Raw genomic sequence first — 18,420 nt, 5'->3', positions numbered from 1 at the left:
TAGAAAAAACCCTCTGAAACATGCTTTTCAAATAGTTTTTTAAACTTAATATTAGAGCAATGTTAAAGTAACATATAAAAAGAGTCACTTCTTCACTTCTTCTTATGGAACAGTTGATAAACTTTTTTAAACATACCGCCCTGAATGAGGTCGCTCCTTTGTTGTAAAAGGTGAGCAGTTTCTCAATGTCTCTTGTAATCACTTGGAGTGAAGAAGACACTTTATGCCAAAACATCACATCAAAGCGGTTTTGCCAGAGGTGGTTAGCTAAAAAATGAAAATGACTGAAGTAAAATTCCATTATTTTTAATGATTCATCCTCTCTAATGCGGGTTGAATATCTATCCGTTGTAACAGTTTTTCAGAGGATGCCTTAATGAATTCAGTGCAAAAACGTTCGATATCCGTTCATAATTAGATGGCTTGTCAGATGGTCCATTCATGATGCAAAGACGGAAGTTGAGAACCCCACCAATCGGCCAGATTTTCTGGCAACAGGGTGTCATGGGTTGACAAATAGACCAATAACACTCGGATGGAGCTGTTGCAGATTGTAAGCCCGTAATGATAAAGAAATCCCACGAAGCACGGCTGTCTTTTTTTCTATGGCTAAGTCAATTCCGATTACTGTGAGCAAATGTTGATGCTTCTCTCAAGCTATAATTTGAACTTTTTCTAATGTCAATTAGATAGAAATGAGCAGAGGCTGTATGCGTGATTTTTCCGATAGAGGCGTCAACTTGACTTTTTTGAGCAATCACTCTACTTCAGGTAATGATAATAAAGCAATGTGATGGGCATATTCTATGAGTGCATAGTAAGACGCAACAATACTGAGGACTCGTCCAAAATAATCCAGATTGACTTTTCCTAAACTATTTTTTTAAAAGATGTCTTCTCGTGCTCTATTTGACTGTCGTCATGAAAAGACAAGGCCGCTTTATAATTTTTTTTGTTAAAATTTGAGGTTCATTGAACGCGCTATCAGGTTCAACATAATAGTGTTTCCATGCCACAAAACGGATTGTCTTTAGGCATTAGCGTACTGTCTTTAATAGCCTCGGCGTTTTGTTCTATATCAGAAGCGTCAGAGGATGAACATCCTAAACGATTCAAACCCCGCGGTGACAGCATGATAAATAAAATCATGAACAAGCCTCGTTTGATGAAAACAAACTTCTTGTTTCTTCGGATGCACATTTACATCAACTTGACGAGGATCTATATCTATATAAAGAACGTAGATCTGGTTTTTCACCCTGTTTAAATGACTTCATAGGATTGGCGAACGACATGATTTGCGACCCGATCACGAATAATCTGACGGTTAATAAAAAATACTGCATATCTTTTATTTTAGGACTCTGCGCATCCGCTATCCAACCCTGAAAACTTAAGCCAGCGTGATCGAAAGAAAGTCCGTGCGCCTGTTTTAAAAATGGGGCGCTCCAATAAACGAAGAAGGTGCCGTTTATTTTGTGAAGCCGACTGGATCCCGACGTATTGACGTAATAATTTTCCGTTATGCAACAGATCAATGGACACATCAAACCGCGATAAATTCAGACGCCTAGCCACCTCATCAATATATTGCCATTCTATTTTGTCTGTTCTCAGAAATTTTCTTCGAGCGGGCGTATTATTAAATAAATTTAAAACCTCAATCGTACTGCTAAAAGGATGTGCAGCCGGCTTTAATGTGACCCTCATGTCTCGCCTCTCTGTATAGGCTTACGAAGCTTCCTCTTGTTCAGCGGGGCAGGAAGTTAACTGTAAGCGTGAGATAGAGCTGATACTGGTCAGAGCTTCTCCCCGAAATCCCATACTAAACAGGCCTGTAAATCTTCTAAAGAGTCAACTTTATTCGTGGCATCTCGCGCCCCAGTGCTAAGGGGAGATTTTCTTGACTGATCCCATAGCCGTTATCCCGGATCTGGATCTGTTCGATGCTTCCTCAATGAATGTCAATCTCAATCTCAATTTTTGTGGCCCCGGCATCCAAACTTTTTTCAAGCAATTCTTTGACTACAGAAGCAGGTTGTTCTACTACTTCACCCTCGGCAATTTGATTCGCCAATTCAGGCGGTAAAATCTTAATAGGCATGGACAATTCTCTGTTCGGTTCTTTCGCTTAAAGATTTTTAAATTTAGATAGCCCATGAGATTGGGGTTGAGTCTGCCAGATAAAACGGACTCTTGTGCTCAGTTGGGTGTTCGTAATGTGACAGAGGCGTTTTTCAAAATCACCGTAAATACTTTTAGCAGCGGATGAAAGCGCGGTCCTGAAGTTTATAAAAGTTTAGTCGTTCGCGTCGCTCACATCTGGGCGTGCTTCTATTTATCTTGATCCTTTCATAACCATAATGAATTATCTGATTCAAAAGGGGAACGCGAAAAATGCGATGCAGTTTATCACTAAAATCGCAAAAAAATCAGAAAAACACGAGAGCATACTGATGACGATAGCTCAGGCATTAAGGCAAGAAGGTATGCAACAAGGCATTCAAAAAGGCAACATGGAAGGTGGAAAAGAAACGACTGTAAAACTAGCGAAACAGTTTTTGTCTAAGAGTGTGGACCGCTCTATTATAAAGAGTGTTACGCGTTTATCTGATGATGAACTCAATAGACTCTGAGACTTGCTCACATTAGAATGGGGATTGTGACACCTTATAAAGGCATGTCATTAGCTGTTGAAAATAAACGACTGAGTTTTTACGTGAATAAATGCCTGTATGTACATTCAAAAAGCTTACAAAAGGAGACCTCTCACATAGCACAGTAAAAAAAGATTGTAAGGCATTTATAATAATCTAAAAACCAGTTCTCTGTAACAGATAATATTGCAAAAACAATGGAGGTATAACCCCTGTCGCGGGTCGACAGCCCACAACGCCTGTTCTAACGCATCTAGGACGAGTGACGTCTTCTTTGTTGAGGATATTCACTATTCCACGATGACGCAAAAAAGACATTAATCATGAAGACAAATAAGCCGCCCCTTTTCTGCCATCACGTAGGTGAAATACCCGACCACAGCTGATTAGGGCGTTCAGATATGGAAAAGCTTTTCTAGACATGGCCACAGAATAAAAAATCTAGACTCTATTTATTGAAAATATAAATACCCTTGATTAATCGGCACAGTTAACTGTGCCATAAAACAGGAGTCGTGTGTCACGTGACTGAGTATAGAGCCCCTAATCTTCCTGTGACGCGAGAGAAGATTCCATGCAGCGGCATTATTTGAGGAAAGCGACTCGACGTTGATAAAATAGCGGTTGCCGATGTGTAACATACGTAGCCCCATTAACCGGTGTAATCGACTTCCCTGTTGCAATAGGATTTAAACTTGTGAAGGAGAGTACATCTCTGTCTCCGGTACCTTTGGCAACTCATAGGCGGTTTGAGACATCTCTTGAGCACACTAGGTGTCCAAATGTTCTCTCTTATGCAGTAAAAATTGATTCATCATATCTTGGAATGCGGTGATATCTTGAGGCAGAATTTCGGTGTGGTCCTCACGCTGAGGTAAATCTAGCGATAGGGAATACTCAATGCCTCTATGATTGTCATCTGAAAGTAACTCAGTCTGATTCCTAATCATACGCAGGCTGTTGTCTATCCAGAAATTCAGGTAGTAACTCATGCGACTTCGGACGAAATCACTTCATGGGGAAAGCCCGTTTGAATATACAATATATCCCCGGCGCTCAGCTCTTCATTAATAATCATCGCTTCAGAAAAATCGTTCTGACCATACTCAACCAGCGATGACCCATGATCCCCGGCACGCTATCGACTCCGGTGCATAGCGCCTGACTTTTTCTACTCGTTGATCTAGTAACTTCATAAAAATTCTTTTAACATTTTTCCTCTCGCTCATATCAATATAAATACTTTATATTTTACTATTAAGAAAATGAAGTTAAAAGCCATAGGGGATATGGCCATCTCAATGTGCTGTCAACAGTCTGTTACGCCACCAATTTTATTTTTCCCCGACAGATGCGATATCAAGGGAGCCTCACCACCACTCATGGAAATGATGGACAGGCCCGATTCCTTTTCCTACGGTTAAATCGTCCGCATGCATCAGCGCCTGCTGTAGCCATGCCTTGGCTGCTTGAAGCGTCTGCGACCAGTCCTCGCAGCAGGGCCGCTTTGCGGCCAGGGCGGCGGACAGAGTACAGCCTGTGCCATGAGTGTGTAGGGTATTGACCCGCGGACTATCAAAGCGCAATTCTCGAGCTGGAGTTATAAGCCAGTCAGGACTCAACGCTCCGGGTAAATGACCGCCCTTCATAACCACCGCTTGACAGCCCAGTGCCAGCAGATTGCGCCCCTGCTGCAGCATTTGACTTTCATCCTCCGCTGGCTCGCAGCCAAGTAGTACGGCCGCCTCAGGCAGGTTGGGGGTAATAACCGATACCAGCGGCAATAACATCTCTCTCAGCGTAACTACTGCATCCTCATCTAGCAGTGTATCTCCACTTTTGGCTACCATGACAGTGTCCAGTACAAGCCAAGGAATGGGATATTCTCTGATCTTATCGGCCACCACACGGATAATGTCGGACTGGCTGAGCATACCAATCTTGGCGCTATCGATACGCACATCGCTGAGCACCGAGTCCAGTTGAGACGCTACAAACTCTGCACTGACAGGGTAAACCGATTGCACTCCCTGGGTATTCTGTGCCACGAGTGAAGTGATGACCGTGGTACCATAGGCACCCAACGCCGAAAAGGTTTTTAAATCCGCCTGAATACCGGCGCCGCCACTGGGATCGGTACCGGCAATGCTTAACACATTACAAATCTGGCTCATGACTGATCCTCCATACCCTGGCCATACAGCACGATGGTGAAAAATGCCAAAACCTGCCGCTTTATCAGGATCTCTGAGGCGTTGCAGCGCAACGCACCACCAACTGCGTCATGTTCCTAGTGCATGGTGATATCGACGAGACAAATTAGCGAACGGCCCTACACTCACTGGACCTATAGTTTTTATCATTTATATTTCTACTTTTATAGAAAGTTATCCGCTTAATCAAGGGGCATCACTCATAGATGACATAGTAGTTTCGATCTTGTTTTAGCCGGATATGCTCTGACATGGAATGAAGTGACGCGGTTTCCCCCATTTTTACTGACGACGTAGCTGCATCAGGGGCGGTAGATCTTAACATTTCTGAAACCCCGCTCACGTAAGTAGAGCACCTGCAGTCGGCTCATTACTCCGCGCTCACAGTAGAGTAAATAGGATTTACGCTGATCCAGATCGCCAAACTGGTTGGCTAGATTGTAGAACGGCAGAGCCTGTACCGGCACGTTATCCAGTACGAGAGGGTGCTCTTCCTGTTCATCTTTCGGACGGATATCCAACACGATACACCCTGGACCTAACTCGCCGACGGTCTCCACTGCGGTAACCTGATGAATCTGAAGATCATCTTGGACGATCATCTCTGTGATATCCAGCATCTGCACACCCTTTCTCTACGCTAACATGTTAATTCACCTTGCTGCCTTTTTATCACGTTCCTCAAGGCTCGATAACATTCCCAGTCTGCGATTTAGTATGATCGCCGAAAGTTCTCTCAGAACCCCCCCCGCCGGCGGAATAGCGCCCCAGATGTGGATCCCAATCTTTCCATATCGGCTGTAGCCCAGCCAGAGATAGTATCTGCGCCACCTCCTGCGGCGAACGGTTATCGTGTGGTAGAAATTGCTCTAACTCCAGGCGGTCGTTGGCATATCCTCCCGGCTGTGTTTTTGATCCCGCACTGACGTTGTTAACGACGATTGGTACCGCATGATCGCGGAAATGCGAAGATTCGCGGGTCGATAGGGAGATCTCTACCTCTGGCACTAGCAATCGGAACGCGCACATCACCTGTAACAGCTGAGCCTCATCCATGATTGAGGCCGGCACCACCACTCCGCCGGCGCAGGGTCGTAGTCGTGGAAAAGACAGCGAGTAGCGGCTTTTCCAATAGGTATTGCGTAGATAGAGTAGATGACAGGCTACCATATAGCAATCGGTGCGCCAGTTATCCGATAGTCCGATCAGCACGCCCAGGCCTATCTTATCTATCCCTGCGCGTGCCAGACGATCTGGTGTTTCAAGCCGCCAGAAAAAGTCTTTTTTCTGACCGCGCAGGTGGTGGTGGCTGTAGGTCGGCATATGATAAGTCTCCTGATATACAAACACGCCGTCCAGCCCTAGTCCCTTCAGTTCCGCGTATTCCTGTTGCGACATCGGCTGGACTTCCATCATCAGCGAACTAAAGTAGTGGCGTATTAGAGGCACATATCGTCGAAAATAATCAATCCCGACTTTGGTCTTGTGCTCACCGGTGACCAACAGTAGGTTGTTGATGCTTTTGGCGCGGATGGCCTCGCATTCTCGGATGATCTCCTGTTCGTCGAGTGTTTTGCGTCGTATGCGATTGCTCATGGAGAAACCACAGTAGGTGCAATCATTGGCACACAGATTGGAAAGATAAAGGGGCAGATAAAAATTGATAGTGTTACCGAAGCGCCGGCGGGTAAGCTGCTGGGCCCTTTGGGCTAAGGGTTCCAGATAGGGCATCGCCGCCGGCGATAGCAGCGCTATAATCTCCGACAGACCGGGATTTTCCACCGTCAGCGCCCTCTCTACATCCTGTGCAGTCTGGCTGTCAATACACAGGCTGACGCTATCCCAGTGGATTTTCTGCCAGTATTGAGTAAAGGTCTCCATTATATCGCCCCCATGGGGGGGGATAAGAAGCCGGTCAGAGGGCTGGAAGCGCTGGCCTGCTGACAGCGCGGTGCCAAACCTGCCTGTCTGGACTGTTCACCCGCCTCCATCGCCAGCCGGAAGGCGTGAGCCATGGCCACTGGATCCTGTGCGACGGCGATGGCGGTATTGACTAGTACCGCATCGGCACCCATCTCCAGGGCTTCCAGTGCTTGACTCGGCGCACCAATGCCGGCGTCCACTACCACCGGTATCTTCGCCTGTTCAATGATAATTTGCAGAAAATCGCGGGTTTTGAGCCCCTGATTTGAGCCGATCGGCGATCCTAGCGGCATCACCGCCGCGCAGCCCGCTTCTGTTAGCCGACGACACAGCACAGGATCCGCGCTACAGTAGGGCAGGACCACAAACCCTTCTTTCACTAGCCGCTCGGCCGCTTTCAGGGTTTCTATCGGGTCTGGCAGCAAATACTGCATGTCGGGATGAATTTCGAGCTTTATCCAGTGAGTGCCCAGTGCTTCTCGCGCTAAACGTGCGGCGAACAGTGCCTCGTCGGCGGTTTTGGCACCAGAGGTATTCGGCAGCAGCCGTACTCCTGCCTGACGCAGCGCCGGCAGCAAGGCATCATTACAGGCGCCGTCGAGCATATCTACCCTACGCATTGCTAAGGTGACCAGCTCACTGCCGGCGGCGGCGATGGCTTCTAACATCAAGTTCGTGCTGGCGAATTTACCGGTGCCGGTGAATAACCGAGACCTGAAAGGAGTATCAGCAAGGGTAAACATGGTTCAGCCTCCGGCGATGACCTGGAACAGAAGAATTTCATCACCATCCTGTAGCTGATATTCAGGCCAGTGCTGACGCGGAATAATTGTTTGATTAACCGCCAGCGCACTGCCGGAAGCAGTGCCGTACCACCGGGTGAGCATGGCATCAAGGGTCATCGATTGAGCCAGCTCCAGCGGACGGTCGTTAAAGGTAATTCTCATTGCGGGGGTCTCCTTTTTTTTGTTGCCCCTTCTGGCTGGGTGGTTTGGCTGGCGTTCTCTGTCCCCTGCGCGCAGACATGGCAGTGATTGTCCCTGCTTAGACGCAGGGTACGCCATTGCAGGAATTTTCCGTCGAACAGCCGCAGCAGGCCGTCTTCAGGCTGCAGGCCGCACAGCAGTTTGATCGCCTCCAGTGCCTGCAGGGTACCCATCATCCCCACTACTGGCCCCAGTACTCCTGCGGTGCGACAATTGCGCTGCACTTCCTCCCTGCTGGGAAATAAACAGGCGTAGCAGCCGTATCTCCATGGGGGTAGCAATACCAGCATCTGACCGCTAAAACCGACCGCGCTGGCGCTGATAAGTGGCTTTCTGTGACGTACACAGGCGGCGTTAATATCGTGGCGTGTAGCCATGTTGTCGCTGCAATCCAGCACCAGATCAGCGCGCGCTACCTGCTCATCTAGCCAGGCACCCTCCAGCCTGCACGGTAGAGAGATATAATGGCCGTTGGGATTAATTGCCGACAGATGGCACTGAGCCACCTTCGCTTTCAACCGTCCAAGTTCGTCGGTACGATAAAGTATTTGCCGCTGCAGATTGGTGATATGCAGCTTATCGTCATCCGCGAGTAGTAGCATGCCGACACCGGCCGCCGCCAGATAAAGTGCGGCCGGTGAACCCAACCCCCCCAGACCAGCCAGAAGTACGGTGGCGGCCTGCAGTCGCTTTTGACCCACCGAGCCTACCTCATCTAGAAGTAGCTGGCGGCTGTAGCGTAAAAAAGCCTGGTCGTTAAGCATATGTCTTCCGATCCCCGCAAGACTCAAGTCTTGCGGGCGGCGTGCACAGCCAATCATTAGGCATGGCTATGCTCCCACCCTTCAATTTTCGCCAGCAGGGAGGCGGTCGCCTGACGCCAGTTTGGCATACGGGTGATGGCGCTTACCACCGCCACGCTGCCAACGCCGCAAGCCAGAACCGCTTCCACCCGATCGAGAGTGATACCACTAATGGCCACTGTCGGAATATGCGTCAACCTGGCGGCCAGCCGCCGTAACGTCTCCAGTCCCTGTGGGCGAGATGGCATCTCTTTTGTGGCGGTGGGGAAGATGTGGCCGAGTGTAATGTAGGAGGGATGCCATGTCAGTGCGCGTTCCAGCTCTGACTCATCATGGGTAGACAGACCCAGCCGCAGGCCAGCTCTGGAGATGGCAGCGGCATCTACATGATGCATGTCCTCCTGGCCCAGGTGCACACCGTAGGCACCATAGCGGATGGCTATGCGCCAGTAGTCGTTGATAAACACCCTGGCACCATATTGTCGACCCAATAGCACTGCCGCCTCGATATCTGCAGTCACTCGTGCTTCCGGTTGATCTTTTATACGCAGCTGCACTGTAGTGACGCCGACATCCAGCATGCGCACCAGCCAGGCTAGAGAATTAACTACTGGATAAAGGCCCAGCCGGTGTGGAACCGGCGCAAACCTCCTATCAGCGTTCATCGGCCCCTCTCTGTGCGACTGCAGGCAGATAGATTTCACCGCCGCGGTCGCGGAATTCTGCCGCCATGCCGGCCATCCCCATTGACTTAGCTTCCGACGCCTGGGCGTCGGCATAATCACGGACCTCTTGGGATATTTTCATCGAACAAAACTTAGGTCCGCACATGGAGCAGAAGTGGGCTACCTTACCGGACTCTTGTGGCAATGCCTCGTCGTGGTAAGCGCGGGCGGTAATAGGGTCCAGTGCCAGGTTGAATTGATCCTCCCATCGAAACTCAAAGCGTGCCTTCGACATAGCGTTATCACGAATCTGTGCACCGGGATGTCCCTTGGCCAGATCGGCAGCGTGGGCGGCGATCTTGTAGGTGATTAACCCCTGTTTTACATCCTCTTTATTTGGCAGACCGAGATGTTCTTTCGGCGTGACGTAGCACAGCATGGCGCAACCAAACCAGCCGATCAGAGCGGCGCCAATACCGGAGGTAAAGTGATCGTAGCCGGGAGCGATATCGGTGGTCAGCGGCCCCAAGGTATAAAACGGTGCTTCATGACAATGCTGCAATTGTTCGGTCATGTTTCGCTGGATCATATGCATCGGCACATGACCCGGGCCCTCGATCATGACCTGTACATCGTATTCCCAAGCAATTTTGGTCAACTCTCCTAGGGTATAGAGTTCGGCGAACTGCGCTTCGTCGTTGGCGTCCTGAACTGAACCGGGCCGCAGACCGTCCCCGAGCGACAATGACACATCATAGGCTGCACAGAGTTGACAAATGTCGTGAAAGTATTCATAGAGAAAGTTTTCCTGATGATGCGATAGGCACCATTTAGCCATAATCGATCCGCCACGCGAGACGATACCGGTCAGCCGCCTTGCAGTCATTGGCACGTAACGCAATAGTACGCCGGCGTGGATAGTGAAATAGTCCACCCCCTGTTCTGCCTGCTCCAGCAACGTGTCTCTGAATACCTCCCAGCTGAGGTTCTCCGCGACACCGTTCACTTTTTCTAGTGCCTGATAGATGGGGACCGTGCCTATGGGAACGGGGCTGTTTCTCAGGATCCACTCTCTGGTTTCATGAATATAGCGCCCTGTGGAGAGGTCCATCACGGTATCCGCTCCCCAACGAGTGGCCCATACCAGTTTTTCTACCTCTTCTTCGATGGATGAAGCGATTGCCGAGTTGCCGATATTGGCGTTTACCTTCACCAAAAAGTTACGGCCGATAATCATCGGTTCAGACTCCGGATGATTGATATTCGCTGGAATAATGGCACGACCCGCAGCCACTTCCTGTCGGACAAACTCTGCAGTGATGTTCTCTGGCAGAGAGGTGCCGAAGTCTTGAGCGGGATGCTGATGAAGTATGCCCTCGTCGTGAATTCGTTCGCGACCCATGTTTTCGCGCAGGGCAATAAACTCCATTTCAGGTGTGATCACCCCTGCGCGAGCGTAGTGCAGTTGAGTGACGCGGCGGCCTTGCCGCGCGCGGCGGGGTTTATGCGGGGTAGCAAAACGCAGATTCTCCAGTCCTTCGTCGATGCTTCGGTCTCCACTGTAGCGGGAGCTGAATGTATCCAGGGATTCGCTGTTCTGTCGGCTGTCGATCCAGTGTTCACGCAGTCGGTTGATCCCAGCGCGCACGTCGATAACCACCGAGGGATCGCCGTAGGGACCAGCGGTATCATAAACTGGCACTGGCTCATTCTCCTCATATAGGATATCCGTATGTTTTCCGCCACCAATAGGCGTCGGGCTTAGCTGTATTTCACGCATCGGTACCCGCACATCGGCACCCTGCAGATAGATGCGTCGGGAGTTGGGGAAGGCGCTGCCGGTCAGGGTATCAATGAAGTTTTGCGCCTGTGCGCGGTTTTTACGACGTGATAACGACATAGCAATTCCTCAGTAATGTTAATTGGAGTTTGCTTGGTAAGGGTGACTTGAAAAGATGGTGCCAATATAGGGCAAAGACCAAGTAAATTGTGACTATACCAAAGTATAAAAGCAAATGATACTTATATATGACTTTTTATCAAAAGTCATTCATTAAATGCATCTTTCTTTTTTAATTCCTTCAATTTTTAAACCTTTCCTGTGGAGGATATCAAGCCCCTAAAAAACGGCTTAAAATCCCACCATCGCTAGTATGCCCATCGCTGTCGCCTCTGTGTGAAGAAACATTGCTCACCTATGGCTACAGCGCCTATCAGGTGGTGAAAATCATATCATCATACCGGACGGTAGAATCAGTGATAGAAGCAAACACCTTGCTCTCCGGTCTCGGTTTTGAAAACGCGGGTCTGGCGGGTGCCCATGCCATCCACAATGGATTTGGCGCAATCCAGGGAGATATCCACCATCTAACCCATTTGGAAAAAGTGGCCTACGGCACCCTGACTCAGATGGTTTTGGATCAGCGTCCAGATGAAGTAATCCATCCTGATATCCGTTTTTACCGCTCCATCAAAATGCCAACCACGCTAAAAGAAATCCACTTAGAAAACGAATCTTTTAACAATCTGTTGAGAGTAGGGAAACTGGCCTGCAGTGAAAAAGAAACTCTACCTCATCTTAATCCCTTCTTGAGTGTAGAGGACGTGGCGCAGGCAATCTATCCTGTTAAAGATGAATTTTGACCTTATTTTTAGGTTATCTCTGGCTCATTCATCAGCGACAAAATAACCCGCAGGTTACATGACTATATCTTTTTTCAATTTAACGAATAGTCTGTTCTGTAGTGTTAACACCTCAGCTCACTTCGTCCGCTTTCCGGCCAATGTCGTCGCAGTAGTACTTTTCACAGGTTATGGAAAATCATGACAAATGATTAACATCATTTCCCTTTTTATGAGAAATAAAATGCTAATTTAGACTTTTCTGTCGATAAAGATTTTGTATCTGCTATACCTGAGAGCAGCTATAAACTTTTGCCTGAGAGGTTTCTTCGATATTGAGTTTTTTCATCTTCCGGTAGTACAAGATTTTTTGATGTCGCTGATGATCAACCTATTTTCCTCGTACTTTCCCTATGCATGGGTTTTCTCAATCCCCTGTTTTTGTCTCAGACGTCGACTCAGCCAGTTTTTATGTGCTATCACCGACATCAGATCTATCAGAATATTATTGATAGCGGCCTGGTACGTGTGATCGGATCGTTCTGTGATATTTCTAAATCAGACAAGGCTTACCATGAAGTGGGCACATCTAGGCGGACAATTCGCAGTTCATGTTGTTCAATATCTCATCTAACAGAGTAGTGGCATGACATGTGAAAATGCGGAAGAACACTGGCTGTTGACGTTAGCCGAGCGCGAGTTAGTTATGACTAAGAATTGGATGAACCGTCTGGGCTTCTTGAATTGTTTTTTAATTTGAAATTTATTGATTTATTCAGGAATACTCACGGTAAGTAATAACAAAACTGATGATCCTGTCTTATTTAAAAATTTGGTAAATTTTTATTATGTTTATAATTTATACTTCATAAGTATCACTTTATTTCTTATTTCTTATCAAGAATAAGAATTAAGCATGAGTATTTATATTGATAACTATCATAAGCTATAATAAGGAGGCGCCGCTAAAACAACGACTGCTATAGTTATTGCGGTCGTATTAGCATTGCGTGGAAAAGATACGTGTTTAGTAGACGCCGACTTTAGGCGTTCGGCATCTCGTTGGCATTCAAAAAGCGAACAAAGTCAGATTTTACCATTAATCACATTAGTTGAAAAACGTGACAATATCTTACAAATATTGAAAAGCCTAGATGCAACATACACTCATGTCATAGTTGATGTTGCTGGGCGAAATAGTCGGGAATTTATCACTGGTAGTACAGTCGCTCATTAAATTATTACTCCTCATCAATGTTCCCAACTTGATTTATATATATTCATAGAATTACAGCAAATACTGCACAGTATGCGTGATTTAAACACAGAACTTCAAGCCTATTGTTCTCAAAGTATGGCGACTACTAATCCCATTTTACGTGAAAAGAACGCACTGAATTTCTTGATTTTGTCAAGGACTGCAAAGAAGTCATACCCCTAAGTTCTGTGGCACATTGTCGTAAAGTGTACAGGGATGTGATGACAGAAGGAAAATCTGTATTGGAGTCTTCTAACGAGAATATTAAATATGAAGTATTGAGTTTGCTTGAGGAGGTTTTTAAATAATGGTTAAAAACTATACACAACGTCATGAAGTCATATCAGAAGATGCGGTTTTTAGCTAATAAGCTTGCAGATAAACATTATGGAGAAGAAAATAATAAAGGAGAAAAAATACACGCATCTCAACATGAGAGGTTAAAGAATACAATATGACTTCCTTAATAGCCTATTAAGAGAAATTGAAGACAAAGCGTTATTTAACAAACATTCAGGAATTGAACCAAAAAATGTCAGTGAGATCATTAGAATGATCTTGAATAAATATTTTTCTGAATAATATTTCGATTAAATGTTTTATTTTTGTATTAAAATTTTAATCAAGAAAAAAGACTAAGTCTGATGCAATCATCAGACATTTTTTTGAAAATGTGATTATTTTTACAATTTCTCTAATAGTATGAACTTGTCGGTGACAATAATTTTTTAAAATTAAGTTTTTAGATCTCATGCAGTTACTAGAAACCATTATTCATTAAGTAAATAACTCATATGCAAAGCACAGTCTTTTCCAGAAATTATCTTGCTTTTTTAAATAAAGCGGTTTCGTACAGATATAATTATGGATAACAAATTTTATAGAGGTGGCTGTAAAATAGTAAAAAAGCAACGAAGTTTATTCTCTCTCTGAGAGAATAAATAAAACTATTCGAATCAGTAAAGTTTTCGAGAAAAAACTTAAATAAAATGCTTTTTATCTTTCAATGAAAGATAATCGCAGAGTCACTTCGTCTGATATCATTGACGAAGCTTTAGAAAAATATTTAATTTACATTACTCAATAAAAAGCAATTTTACCAGACTAATTTTTAATACTCATTGTTTATTTTTTACATTTTATAATTTCTACTCATTTTTTACCTGATTATTTTAATCCTCTTTACTATTATTTTTAAAAAAATTTAATATTAAAAATTTCAGTAAAACCGACTGAAATTTAATCATCATTTAAAAAAATTTCTAGTACAGAACAGATTTTTCTTTGACCGAATGACATTAGAAAAAATTAAGCCATAATATCAAAATTACCCTTCAACAGAAGGGTAGGATATGTTTTGTTAAACCGACAGCCCGCAGTCGGCCCAACAACCGTTCCCTTGATTTACTGACACTCTGGTCATGGCCTCGCCCAAACACCCGATTCATCAAAGACATCAAAATCAACTCCTAATAAAAAACGCCATGAGCTCCATTGAAAAAAGAAAAAACCTGGTTTATTCCCAGTATGTGTTGCTTTTCATAAAAAAAACTCATTCAAGAAAAGGAAAAAGTTTTAGGACTGCGCCTAGGTGAATACTTAATTCGTTGTGAATGAAATCGCCGAATCAAATCTAGAGTTGAACTAGAATTGCTGATGGAATTGAGTCACCTAGGTTATTTACAAAGACCACTTTTTAACGAAGGTAATGGAGTTTTGAGTCAAAAATACGCCCAAATTTTCGTAGTATTTAAGAAGCTATTTTGACTTTAGGACGGGAGGAATAAATGATTGTATGCAAGGCAAAAAAAAGGCAAGATGAACAATCAAGTTTTCTGAAACTGGTGTCTTATCTCTCTTTGCGTGAATAGAAAGCAGGAAATATGTACGTACACTCTGAGTCATTCTCATCGTCCTTCCACTTCTAAAATCGCTACTTTTGATCGTTGAATTGATTATATTAATCGCAATTCCTACCATGAATCACAGAAGCGTATCACGCACCTACCCGATGGGAGTCATCGGATTCTTTGTGAAGGCGTTTTATGTCAAACGAACACGTTGAGTTTGGAAACAGCCTCCTCTGAAATGAATGCGGTGGCCTCGAATAATCGTCGTTATCTCGATCCCGTTTATCATGTTATTTTGTCTTGGCCTGAGGAAGAAAAGCCGGAAGACAGTCACATTTTTGACAGTGTGATTTTTTGTTTAAAAGAAATGGGGCTGGTCGATGATTAGTATGTTTTTGCGATTCATCGTGACACAGATAACCGCCATTTTTATATTGCGGCTAATCGTATTGATCCCATCTCTTATAGTGCAGTGAACCTCTATAACGACGTTAAAATTTTGCATAAATAAAGCATTCCGACAGTTAGAGCTGAAATACGGTTGGAAACCGGATAATGGCGTCTGGGAAAAAGAGACCCAAAATCACATTGTTTTATCTCAATGTCAGTTTACTTCGGCCCCCAGAGCGGTGACTCAATTCGAATATCATGAAGATAAAAAGAGCTTTTATTTGTATGTGCCTCATACGTGTCAGAGAGACGTGGCTTCTGTTTTAAAAGGGTTCCTTCAAGACTGAAAGGTGGTGCACGCTGTTTTTTAAGGGCACATCTGGAATTGAAAAAGAAAGGTTCAGGGTTAGCGATTTATGACAAAAATTCTCTGAAGAATTCCCCTTGAAAAGCCAGTCGTTTACATCCTCAACTCACTCTGTTGAAATCAGTGCTTCGCATTGGCAAATTTGAAAGGGCGCCCAGAGTGATTGAATTTAAAAATAAACAAGGGTAGGTGACCTGAACAAACTATATTGTGAGTTCACATTATGATGATCGACTTCATTTGCGTGATCATCAAGCTCGAATGACTCACCAATTAGAACGTGCTGAGGCACGAGAAGATTTAAAATTGCGTTATAAAAATTATAAAAAAGAAGCGAAATACCCCTCTTTTGATGCAAAAAATCGTTTCAGAACTCTTTCCATGATCTCTCGTTTTCGAAGAGCCCATTTGTGTGTTGCGGTGCCCGATTCTTTACTGAGAAAACTGGCCTAGCATGTGGTTGCTTTTCAGTGATAAAAATCGATGGATCAATTGCGTTTACAATTAAAACAAGACAGGGCGCACTAGTCAGAAAATTGGCAACTGTCTCATCTCGCATGGGTAAAACAACAGGCATTAACAGGAGATAAGGGGGCGATTAGCCAGTTAAGAGGGTGGGGTTACTGGGCGAGCGCACGGCTTATCTCAGTGATACTGTCATTGAATGTGCCGTTTCAGATTATATTGCACCGGTTGAGCTCAAAGGCTATACTCATCATATCAATCGTGACGGTGTGATTTTATACAAATAGTAAGGGGTCACTACAAATGATTGACCGAGGAGAAACCATTGAGATGGCCATACCGTTTAAAAACTAGTGTGGCAATATAGTACCGGGTTTACGTTCGGCAGAGCAAAAAAGTGGAGAGAAACGGGTTTTCTCTGGTCGCCTGAGTAGATCGAAAAAGCGTGTTCGTTGGTTCGAGATTTTAATAAGAAGTGTCAGAATTCCTTCACGTTCACAGACCCATGTCTGCTGAATGGGGTCCGTGAAATGTGCCATCAAGATAAACCCGATCCCACTGCGTCTGACTCTCCGAATTTGACTCCCTGAGCGTCATCACCCCTTTTTATTTTTACTATTTTGCTGTAAATGGCTTGTTGTTTGTTGATATTTCGTTAAAAATCAGCCGGGATAGCTTATTTATCGGGCGGTAAATTTGATAGCAATTTAAAAAAATAAAGGATAATTGATGAATAAAACTGAGTTAATTGAGGCAGTACGAGATAAGTCTGGACTGACGAAGGCGCAATCATCCGAGGCGGTCACCGCTGTTTTTTCGAGTATTATAGAAGCATTGGGGAACAAAGAGCCTGTCCAAATCATCGGATTTGGGATTTTTAAAGTCCGCTATCGCCCAGAGCGAATGTCTCGTAATCCCAAAACGGGTGAAACAATGAAAACACCTGCTCGTGAAGTCGCTGTATTTTCTGCGGGGAAAAGGCTGAAAGAATCGGTTCATTTAGAATCTCCCAAAGGAATCCCCGTGGCTAAAAAATCAAAAAGCGTAGCTAAAAAATCTTCGGTCTCTTCATAGAGGAAAAAGTAAATTCCATTAAAATGTTTATGCCGCACGATGCCCTTTTAAAGCAGTTTTTTAGGGACATTGCCCATTGCGCACAATTTTTTTAAATTCATCTTCCGGCGTCTGTTTTGAGTTTTGAATCAATCTCATTCAGATACGCTGTATTGGTTTGAATACACTGACGGGAAATGACGGGTATTTATATTGTTTACTGGAGCATGTGCGACGTGAAAGTTGCACCACAGAAGTCCCTTGAAACAGTGTAAGGTTGATCCGAAACCTTATTGCCACCTTCTCGGTGCCAGGAGAGGATTTTTTGTGCTAAGAGAGAATGAAAGCCTAACTAAAGTATTAAGCTGAATAAGAAATAGGGGCGAGGTGAAATTGAAATTGGCTTGAATAAAGTGAAGCTCTGTTATTAAAACGGGTAAATAAGAGTGTTCGTTCGTTCTTTACAACGTATCCTTTTCCCCTGCATAGAAGAGGCAACCCATTCAATGTATCTTCATGGCGTGAAACACGGTAACCCCCTTCATCTCTGAATTTTCATGTAAATATGTAAGAGACAGTGGGCATAAGACGTTCCAAAAAGCGAAGGCAATCATCCGAAAAAACTAGAAATCATAATAGAGGTAACTCCCTCACTCTGAAAAGAGACTGACGTGGAACGGGTGATTTACCCATAGAATCCTTTATGAAGATTATGAATTGATGAAGAAGAGTTAGATGTCTATGGTAAACGTAATAAATCCAAACCATGAGTAATTGGAATGGCATGCTATTGATTGGCGTGCTTTGACAGCCACGATTAATAATCTAAGGCGCAGGATATATAGGGTTTCAACAACTGGTGACTTAAATAAAGTCAGAAATTTGAAAAACTCATGATGAAATCAAGAGCTAACCATCTTATGGCGATCAGGAAAGTCACACAGATCAATCGGGGAAAACATACGGCTGGAGTAGCTAATCAGGGCATTGATGACCATAAAGGACGAGAACACATTTATGAGCTATTAAGCCAAACAACTTCAAAAAAATTTTATCCCGCAAAACGGGTATACATAGCAAAAAAGAATGGGGGAACCGCCATCTCGGGATCCCTACCATTCTCGACCGCTGTAGACAAGCTATAGTCAAATCAGCTTTAAATATTTAT

Annotated in this window: 16 protein-coding genes and 6 pseudogenes; 8 read left to right on the top strand and 14 right to left on the bottom strand. The window is 44.8% G+C overall.

Annotated elements, in window-relative coordinates; all coding sequences use genetic code 11:
* Positions 1–502 precede the first annotated feature (502 nt).
* The 3 genes and pseudogenes from CICURV3402_RS07235 to mutL all read right to left on the bottom strand — a co-directional run.
* Positions 503–637, bottom strand: coding sequence for a hypothetical protein (locus CICURV3402_RS07235; RefSeq protein ID WP_268904313.1), 135 nt, complete (start codon positions 635–637; stop codon positions 503–505).
* A 353-nt stretch (positions 638–990) separates the two neighbouring features.
* Positions 991–1,149 (bottom strand): hypothetical protein, encoded by a 159-nt coding sequence (locus CICURV3402_RS05190; protein WP_187306983.1) that lies wholly within the window; start codon positions 1,147–1,149, stop codon positions 991–993.
* Positions 1,121–2,104, bottom strand: a pseudogene (gene mutL / locus CICURV3402_RS05185) (DNA mismatch repair endonuclease MutL); the annotation flags it as partial. The gene CICURV3402_RS05190 and the pseudogene mutL, both read right to left, overlap by 29 nt.
* A 298-nt stretch (positions 2,105–2,402) precedes the next feature.
* Between mutL and CICURV3402_RS05180 the strand changes: the two are divergent.
* Complete coding sequence (locus tag CICURV3402_RS05180; protein ID WP_158380137.1) at positions 2,403–2,636, top strand: RpnC/YadD family protein; 234 nt, start codon at positions 2,403–2,405, stop codon at positions 2,634–2,636.
* A 177-nt stretch (positions 2,637–2,813) separates the two neighbouring features.
* Here the strand turns inward: CICURV3402_RS05180 and CICURV3402_RS05175 are convergent, their stop codons facing one another.
* The 10 genes and pseudogenes from CICURV3402_RS05175 to thiC all read right to left on the bottom strand — a co-directional run bounded on the left by CICURV3402_RS05175 (position 2,814) and on the right by thiC (position 11,147).
* Complete coding sequence (locus CICURV3402_RS05175) at positions 2,814–2,975, bottom strand: hypothetical protein (protein ID WP_187306964.1); 162 nt, start codon at positions 2,973–2,975, stop codon at positions 2,814–2,816.
* Positions 2,976–3,109: 134 nt separating this feature from the next.
* Positions 3,110–3,298: a hypothetical protein gene (locus CICURV3402_RS07695; RefSeq protein ID WP_407079083.1), complete on the bottom strand. Its 189-nt coding sequence runs from the start codon at positions 3,296–3,298 to the stop codon at positions 3,110–3,112.
* Positions 3,299–4,027: 729 nt separating this feature from the next.
* Entirely contained in the window at positions 4,028–4,831 is an 804-nt protein-coding gene (gene thiD / locus CICURV3402_RS05170; protein ID WP_158380136.1) for a bifunctional hydroxymethylpyrimidine kinase/phosphomethylpyrimidine kinase, read from the bottom strand.
* A 341-nt stretch (positions 4,832–5,172) separates the two neighbouring features.
* Positions 5,173–5,487 (bottom strand): annotated as a pseudogene (gene thiI, locus CICURV3402_RS05165) (thiazole biosynthesis protein); the annotation flags it as partial.
* Between the two features lie 64 nt (positions 5,488–5,551).
* Positions 5,552–6,754 (bottom strand): 2-iminoacetate synthase ThiH, encoded by a 1,203-nt coding sequence (gene thiH, locus CICURV3402_RS05160; protein WP_187306980.1) that lies wholly within the window; start codon positions 6,752–6,754, stop codon positions 5,552–5,554.
* The gene (locus CICURV3402_RS05155) at positions 6,751–7,536 is read right to left on the bottom strand and encodes a thiazole synthase (protein WP_158380133.1); all 786 of its coding nucleotides are present in this window, start codon (positions 7,534–7,536) and stop codon (positions 6,751–6,753) included. Before CICURV3402_RS05155 ends, thiH begins: the two co-directional genes overlap by 4 nt.
* A 3-nt stretch (positions 7,537–7,539) precedes the next feature.
* Complete coding sequence (thiS, locus tag CICURV3402_RS05150; RefSeq protein ID WP_158380132.1) at positions 7,540–7,740, bottom strand: sulfur carrier protein ThiS; 201 nt, start codon at positions 7,738–7,740, stop codon at positions 7,540–7,542.
* Positions 7,737–8,543 (bottom strand): HesA/MoeB/ThiF family protein, encoded by an 807-nt coding sequence (locus CICURV3402_RS05145; protein WP_158380131.1) that lies wholly within the window; start codon positions 8,541–8,543, stop codon positions 7,737–7,739. The genes thiS and CICURV3402_RS05145 overlap by 4 nt, the downstream gene beginning before the upstream one ends.
* A 56-nt stretch (positions 8,544–8,599) precedes the next feature.
* Positions 8,600–9,247 carry a thiamine phosphate synthase gene (gene thiE / locus CICURV3402_RS05140; protein WP_158380130.1) on the bottom strand — a complete coding sequence of 216 codons (648 nt, stop codon included), beginning with the start codon at positions 9,245–9,247 and terminating at the stop codon, positions 8,600–8,602.
* A complete protein-coding gene (thiC, locus tag CICURV3402_RS05135) occupies positions 9,237–11,147 on the bottom strand; it encodes a phosphomethylpyrimidine synthase ThiC (RefSeq protein WP_158380129.1) in 1,911 nt (636 codons plus the stop codon). The genes thiE and thiC overlap by 11 nt, the downstream gene beginning before the upstream one ends.
* A gap of 272 nt (positions 11,148–11,419) precedes the next feature.
* Here thiC and CICURV3402_RS05130 point away from each other — a divergent pair.
* A pseudogene (locus tag CICURV3402_RS05130) lies at positions 11,420–11,890 on the top strand (dehydroquinate synthase/iron-containing alcohol dehydrogenase family protein); the annotation flags it as partial.
* Between the two features lie 265 nt (positions 11,891–12,155).
* Here CICURV3402_RS05130 and CICURV3402_RS06850 read toward each other — a convergent pair.
* Positions 12,156–12,492, bottom strand: a pseudogene (locus CICURV3402_RS06850) (recombinase family protein); the annotation flags it as partial.
* A 383-nt stretch (positions 12,493–12,875) separates the two neighbouring features.
* Between CICURV3402_RS06850 and CICURV3402_RS06845 the strand changes: the two are divergent.
* The 6 genes and pseudogenes from CICURV3402_RS06845 (at position 12,876) to CICURV3402_RS06820 (ending at position 18,397) form a co-directional block, all read left to right on the top strand.
* The gene (locus CICURV3402_RS06845) at positions 12,876–13,106 is read left to right on the top strand and encodes a hypothetical protein (protein ID WP_235667684.1); all 231 of its coding nucleotides are present in this window, start codon (positions 12,876–12,878) and stop codon (positions 13,104–13,106) included.
* A gap of 2,109 nt (positions 13,107–15,215) precedes the next feature.
* Positions 15,216–15,488 (top strand): annotated as a pseudogene (locus CICURV3402_RS07690) (relaxase/mobilization nuclease domain-containing protein).
* A 456-nt stretch (positions 15,489–15,944) separates the two neighbouring features.
* On the top strand, positions 15,945–16,187 hold the full coding sequence (locus CICURV3402_RS06835) for a hypothetical protein (RefSeq protein WP_235667682.1): 243 nt from the start codon (positions 15,945–15,947) through the stop codon (positions 16,185–16,187).
* A 161-nt stretch (positions 16,188–16,348) separates the two neighbouring features.
* Positions 16,349–16,486: a hypothetical protein gene (locus CICURV3402_RS06830; protein WP_235667681.1), complete on the top strand. Its 138-nt coding sequence runs from the start codon at positions 16,349–16,351 to the stop codon at positions 16,484–16,486.
* 442 nt (positions 16,487–16,928) lie between these two features.
* The gene (locus tag CICURV3402_RS05115; protein ID WP_320410072.1) at positions 16,929–17,273 is read left to right on the top strand and encodes an HU family DNA-binding protein; all 345 of its coding nucleotides are present in this window, start codon (positions 16,929–16,931) and stop codon (positions 17,271–17,273) included.
* 753 nt (positions 17,274–18,026) lie between these two features.
* A pseudogene (locus tag CICURV3402_RS06820) lies at positions 18,027–18,397 on the top strand (reverse transcriptase N-terminal domain-containing protein).
* Positions 18,398–18,420: the final 23 nt, after the last annotated feature.

The sequence above is a fragment of the Candidatus Williamhamiltonella defendens genome (assembly GCF_900699045.1).
Lineage (GTDB): Bacteria > Pseudomonadota > Gammaproteobacteria > Enterobacterales > Enterobacteriaceae > Hamiltonella > Hamiltonella defensa_A.
The sequence above is the reverse complement of the archived record's forward strand: the minus strand, read 5'-3'. Positions and strand labels throughout refer to the sequence as shown.